Raw genomic sequence first — 5,439 nt, 5'->3', positions numbered from 1 at the left:
CCCGCGTTCACCAGCACCCTGAGCCGCCCCTGGTCCCGCTCCCACACCGACAGCGCCCCGAAGCTGCCCCCGAGCGCCTCCATCGCGCCCCGCGCGGCGGCCCGCCAGGACGCGCTCTCCGTCGGGGCCGCCGCCATTGCCTGAGAAAGTTCCACTATGGCGCGCAGTCGCCCGTCCACTCCCATTACCCCAGCTTAGGACGGTACGGGAGAAATTGATCATTGAAGCGAGCGGGCGGTGATCACGCGTCCCGTACGAGCGAACCGGGCGCCCGCCGAGTCACTCCCCCGGCCACTCCGGCTTCCGCTTCTCGTTGAAGGCGGCGACGCCTTCCGCGCGGTCCCCGGAGAACGCGACCGACCGCCACGCCGCGTCCTCGACCTCCAGTCCGGCCCGCAGATCGAGCCCCTGCCCGAGCCGCAGCGCGCGCTTCGCGGCCCGCAGGCCCACCGGCGAGTTCGCGGCGATACGGCCCGCCAGCGCGAGCGCCTCGTCCCGGTCGGCGCCCTCGTCCACCAGCAGGTCGGCCAGGCCGAGCCGTTCGGCCTCCTCGGCCGCCACCCGCCGTGCCGTATAGACGAGTTCGGCCGCCCGCGCGGCCCCGACCCGGCGCGGCAGGAGCTGCGTACCGCCGCCGCCGGGGATCACCCCGACCGACACCTCGGGCAGCGCGAGCACCGCCGTACGGTCCGCGACGATCAGATCGCAGGCGAGCGCCAGCTCGAACCCGCCGCCCAGCGCGTAGCCGTGCACCGCCGCGATCACCGGCATCGGCAGTTCGAGCACCCCGGTGTACGCGGCCCGCGCGCCCGGCCGCTGGCGCACCAGCTCCGCGTCGGTGAGGGAGTTGCGCTCCTTGAGGTCCGCGCCGACGCAGAAGGCGCGCGCGTGGGTGGAGGTCACGACGGCCGCCCGTACGTCCCGGTCGGCGGCGAGTGCCGCGCACGCCGCGGCGATGGACGCGGCCATCGCGGTCGAGACGGCGTTCATCGCCTGCGGCCGGTCCAGGACCAGTTCCGCGACATGCCCGCCAGGGCCGTGCCGCCGTACGACGACGAACTCCCCGAACCGCTCCGCGCCGTCCTCCGCGACGGCCCCCACGCCTTCGCCCGCGATCTGCTCGGCCTCGCCCATGACCACACCCTCCCGGTTAACGACGGTTCACCGGAAGCCGATCCTAGAGCGTGCCGGACCACACAGCGCTAGCTGCTCCGCCGTCCCAGCAGCCACGGTTCCACCACGCCCAGCCCGCGCACCGGCCGCTGCCACATCGGCTGGAGCGCGAAGCGGTACGAGGGCGGCGCCTGCCCCTGCTTCTCGGCCTCCGCCGCCGTCTCCGCCGCCTCCGCCTCGGACGCCGGGGCCTCGCGCGTACGGATCAGCTCCTCCGCGAACGCGCCGTCCACCAGCACCGTGTCCTTGGGCGCGATCGAGGTGAGCCTGCTGGCCAGGTTCACGGTCGTACCGAAGACATCGCCCATCCTCGTGGTGACCGTCCCGAACGCGATCCCCACCCGCAGCGCCGGCATCGAGTCGTCGTGGGCCATCGTGTCTATGAGCCGCAGCGCGATCTCCGCCGCCGTCCCCGCGTCGTCCGCCGCGTACAGGACCTCGTCGCCCAGGGTCTTGATCAGCCGGCCGCCGTGCGCGGCGACGAGATCGGCGCAGGTCGTCTCGAACGCCTCCACCAGCTCGCCGAGCTCCTCCTCCTCCAGCCGCCGGGTCAGCCGGGTGAACCCGACGAGGTCCGCGAAGCCGACCGCGAGCCGCCGGTCGACCATCTCCTCGTCGTCCGCGGCCTGCACGACCCGCCCGGTGGCGGCGGCGAGCTGGCGCCGCCAGACATAGACGATGAACTCCTCCAGCTCCGGCAGGAGCAGCTCCACCAGCGGATATGTGACCTCTGTACGGGTCATCCCCGGCTCGGGCGGCTCGGTGAGCCCTTCCAGGAACGAGTCGATCTGCCACTCCGCGAGCCGGGCCGTGGTCTGCCCCGTCGACCTGGCCACCTGGATCGCCATCGGCTCGCTGAGCAGTCCGGCCTCCACCAGACCCGCGAGCCTGCGCAGCGCCAGGACGTCCGCCTCGGTGAGGGCCTTGGCCTGGCCGATGTCGGCGAAGCCCATGGCCCGCCAGAAGCGGGAGGCGAGGTCCATGGAGACCCCGGCGGTACGGGCCGCCTGGAAGGGGGTGTAGCGGCGCTCGGCGCCGAGGATGAGCTGTTCGAGGCGGATGGCGAGGGGGTCGTGCGTCGGCTCGGCCGTGTGGTTGACGACATGGTGGGGGGTAGGGTATCCGGACCGTTCCGACGGGCGCCGCGCGTCCTCGCCGGAAGTCGCGTCGTCGACGGTCACCAGCCGCCTCCTGCCCGTTCCCTGCGCACTGTCCTGCCGATCTGTCGTGGACCGCCTCAACGATACGGCAGGTGTGCCCTGGCTCACGTCCCACCCACCAGCCTATTTATACGTCCGGGAGGCCGCCGGTGTGCCCGGTTCGGGTGGGCTTTTGTCTCCTCCGTACGTGTCCTTGGTACGGCTCGTACACGCCCTTGGTACGGCTCCGGGTGCCGCGCCGTTCAGCCCGCGCGGTCCGCCGCGCGTCAGTCCGCAGCGCGCAGGTGCACGATGTCGCCCGCGCCGACCGCGTGCCGCTCGCCGTCCGCGGTCCGTACGACAAGCCGGCCGTCGCCGTCCACCGCCACCGCCTCACCGGCCAGTTCGCCGCCGCCGGGAAGCTGGGCCCGTACCGTACGCCCCAGCGTCGCGCAGCCCGCCGCGTACGTCTCCTGGATCCTGGACAGCACCGGATCGCCGCCCGCCGCGCGCCACTCCCCGTACCAGTGCTCCAGCGAGCGCAGCACCGCGCGCAGCAGGATGTCCCGGTCCAGCGACGCGGCGCCCGCGAGGGCCAGGGAACCGGCCGTCGGTACGGGCAGTTCCGCCTCCCGCAGCGAGACGTTGAGGCCGATGCCCACGACGATCGCGTCGTCGCCCACCCGCTCGGCGAGGATCCCGCCCGCCTTGCGCTCCTCGCCGGCGACGGTCACCAGCAGGTCGTTGGGCCATTTGAGGGCCGTGTCCACGCCCGCCGCCCGCGCCAGGCCCGTCGCGACGGCCACTCCGGTGAGCAGCGGCAGCCAGCCGTACCGCGCGACCGGCACGTCGGGGCCCGGTTTGAGCAGTACGGAGAAGAACAGCCCGGAGCGCGCGGGCGCCGTCCAGCGCCGGTCCAGCCGCCCCCGCCCGGCGGTCTGCTCCTCGGCGACCAGCACCGCGCCCTCCTCCGCGCGGCCGGCCCCGGCCCGCAGGGCGAGGTCCGAGTTGGTGGAGCCGGTCTCGGGGACCACGTCGGCCGAGGTCCACAGGGCGCCGGGCCTGACCAGCGCCCGGCGCAGAGCGGTAGCGTCGAGAGGGGGGCGGTCCAGGTCGGACCAGCGGCTCACGGGGGTGTGGGAGTCGTTCATGCAAGCCACCCTAGGTGTGGGGAACACCGCACTGCCGAACGGTATCGGCGCCGATACGCTACGGATCAGTAGCGCCGGAAGAGATCAGCAGCACAGAGATCAGCAGCACCGGAACAACCGCATCCGTGACCCCGCAGGGAGCCGCATCCCGATGTCCGAGCCGGAAAACGCCCCCGGAACCGCAGCAGGATCCACCGAGGGATCCGCGGCCCTGTCCGCCGCCGGGTCCGCCGCCCACACCACCGCGGACCGGATCGCGGATCTCCAGCGCCGCATCGAGGAGGCCACGCACGCCGGTTCGGCCCGCGCGGTGGAGAAGCAGCACGCCAAGGGCAAGCTGACCGCGCGCGAGCGGATCGGGCTGCTGATGGACGAGGGGTCGTTCGTCGAACTGGACGAGTTCGCCCGGCACCGCTCCACGGCCTTCGGCATCGAGAAGAACCGTCCGTACGGCGACGGTGTGATCACCGGGTACGGCACGGTCGACGGGCGCCCGGTCTGTGTCTACTCACAGGACTTCACCATCTTCGGCGGCTCGCTGGGCGAGGTGTACGGCGAGAAGATCGTCAAGGTCATGGACTTCGCGCTGAAGACCGGCTGCCCCGTCGTGGGCATCAACGACGGCGGCGGCGCGCGGATCCAGGAGGGGGTGGCCGCGCTCGGGCTGTTCGCCGAGATCTTCCGCCGCAATGTGCACGCCTCGGGTGTGGTGCCGCAGATCAGCCTGATCGTCGGCCCGTGCGCGGGCGGCGCGGTCTACTCCCCGGCGATCACCGACTTCACGGTGATGGTCGACCAGACGTCGCACATGTTCATCACGGGCCCCGATGTGATCAAGACGGTGACCGGCGAGGACGTGGGCTTCGAGGAGCTGGGCGGCGCCCGTACGCACAACACCACGTCCGGGGTCGCGCACCATATGGCGGGTGACGAGAAGGACGCGATCGACTACGTCAAGTCCCTGCTGTCGTACCTCCCTTCGAACAATCTCTCCGAACCGCCCGCGTTCCCCGAGCCGGCCGATCTCACGACGACCGCCGACGACCGCGATCTCGATGTGCTGATCCCGGACTCCGCGAACCAGCCGTACGACATGCACACGGCCATCGAGCGGGTGCTGGACGACGGTGAGTTCCTGGAGACGCAGGCGCTGTTCGCGCCGAACATCATCACCGGCTTCGGCCGGGTCGAGGGCTTCCCGGTCGGCGTGGTCGCCAACCAGCCGCTCCAGTTCGCGGGCTGTCTGGACATCAACGCCTCGGAGAAGGCGGCACGTTTTGTCCGTACCTGCGACGCCTTCAATGTGCCGGTGCTGACCTTCGTGGACGTGCCGGGTTTCCTGCCGGGCGTGGACCAGGAGTACGGCGGGATCATCCGGCGCGGCGCCAAGCTGATCTACGCGTACGCCGAGGCCACGGTCCCGCTGATCACGGTGATCACCCGCAAGGCCTTCGGCGGCGCGTACGACGTGATGGGCTCCAAGCATCTCGGCGCCGACCTCAATGTGGCCTGGCCGACCGCGCAGATCGCGGTGATGGGCGCGCAGGGCGCGGTGAACATCCTGCACCGCCGTACGATCGCCGCGGCCGGTGACGAGGAGGCGCAGGAGGCGGCGCGCGCCGGGCTGATCCGGGAGTACGAGGACGCGCTGCTCAATCCGTATGTGGCGGCGGAGCGCGGCTATGTCGACGCGGTGATCATGCCGTCGGACACCCGGGCGCATATCGTGAAGGGGCTGCGGCAGTTGCGTACGAAGCGGGAGAGCCTGCCTCCGAAGAAGCACGGGAACATTCCGCTGTAGGAAGGGAGCCGCACATGATCAAGGTTGTGGTACGGGGGAATCCCACCCGGGAGGAGCTGGCAGCCGCGCTGGCGGTGGTCCGGGCGCGCGCCGCGGCGGCGAACGCGCCGGCGGAGGCCCCGCCGGAGCCCCCTGCCGAGTGGGCGTCCCCCACCCGTATCGCCCGCCGCCGCAC

General features: G+C 72.0%; 5 protein-coding genes and 1 pseudogene. 2 read left to right on the top strand and 4 right to left on the bottom strand.

Annotation, left to right across the window (positions count from 1 at the left end; all coding sequences use genetic code 11):
* From WH07_RS37830 to WH07_RS20445, 4 genes and pseudogenes are all read right to left on the bottom strand, one after another.
* Positions 1–185: pseudogene (locus WH07_RS37830) on the bottom strand (diguanylate cyclase); the annotation flags it as partial.
* 94 nt (positions 186–279) lie between these two features.
* The gene (locus WH07_RS20455; protein WP_046501917.1) at positions 280–1,134 is read right to left on the bottom strand and encodes an enoyl-CoA hydratase/isomerase family protein; all 855 of its coding nucleotides are present in this window, start codon (positions 1,132–1,134) and stop codon (positions 280–282) included.
* Between the two features lie 68 nt (positions 1,135–1,202).
* Complete coding sequence (locus WH07_RS20450; RefSeq protein ID WP_046501915.1) at positions 1,203–2,354, bottom strand: adenylate/guanylate cyclase domain-containing protein; 1,152 nt, start codon at positions 2,352–2,354, stop codon at positions 1,203–1,205.
* Positions 2,355–2,599: 245 nt separating this feature from the next.
* Positions 2,600–3,463 carry a biotin--[acetyl-CoA-carboxylase] ligase gene (locus WH07_RS20445; protein ID WP_046501912.1) on the bottom strand — a complete coding sequence of 288 codons (864 nt, stop codon included), beginning with the start codon at positions 3,461–3,463 and terminating at the stop codon, positions 2,600–2,602.
* 211 nt (positions 3,464–3,674) lie between these two features.
* Here WH07_RS20445 and WH07_RS20440 point away from each other — a divergent pair, with 211 nt between their 5' ends.
* Together WH07_RS20440 and WH07_RS37825 are read left to right on the top strand one after the other, a co-directional pair.
* Complete coding sequence (locus tag WH07_RS20440) at positions 3,675–5,264, top strand: acyl-CoA carboxylase subunit beta (protein WP_046501920.1); 1,590 nt, start codon at positions 3,675–3,677, stop codon at positions 5,262–5,264.
* Positions 5,265–5,278: 14 nt separating this feature from the next.
* The coding region (locus WH07_RS37825; RefSeq protein WP_106409637.1) for an acyl-CoA carboxylase epsilon subunit at positions 5,279–5,439 on the top strand (161 nt) is incomplete at its 3' end.

It is taken from the genome of Streptomyces odonnellii (assembly GCF_000981895.1).
Lineage (GTDB): Bacteria > Actinomycetota > Actinomycetes > Streptomycetales > Streptomycetaceae > Streptomyces > Streptomyces odonnellii.
Note: the sequence above shows the minus strand (reverse complement) of the source record. Positions and strands in the feature narration are given on the sequence as shown.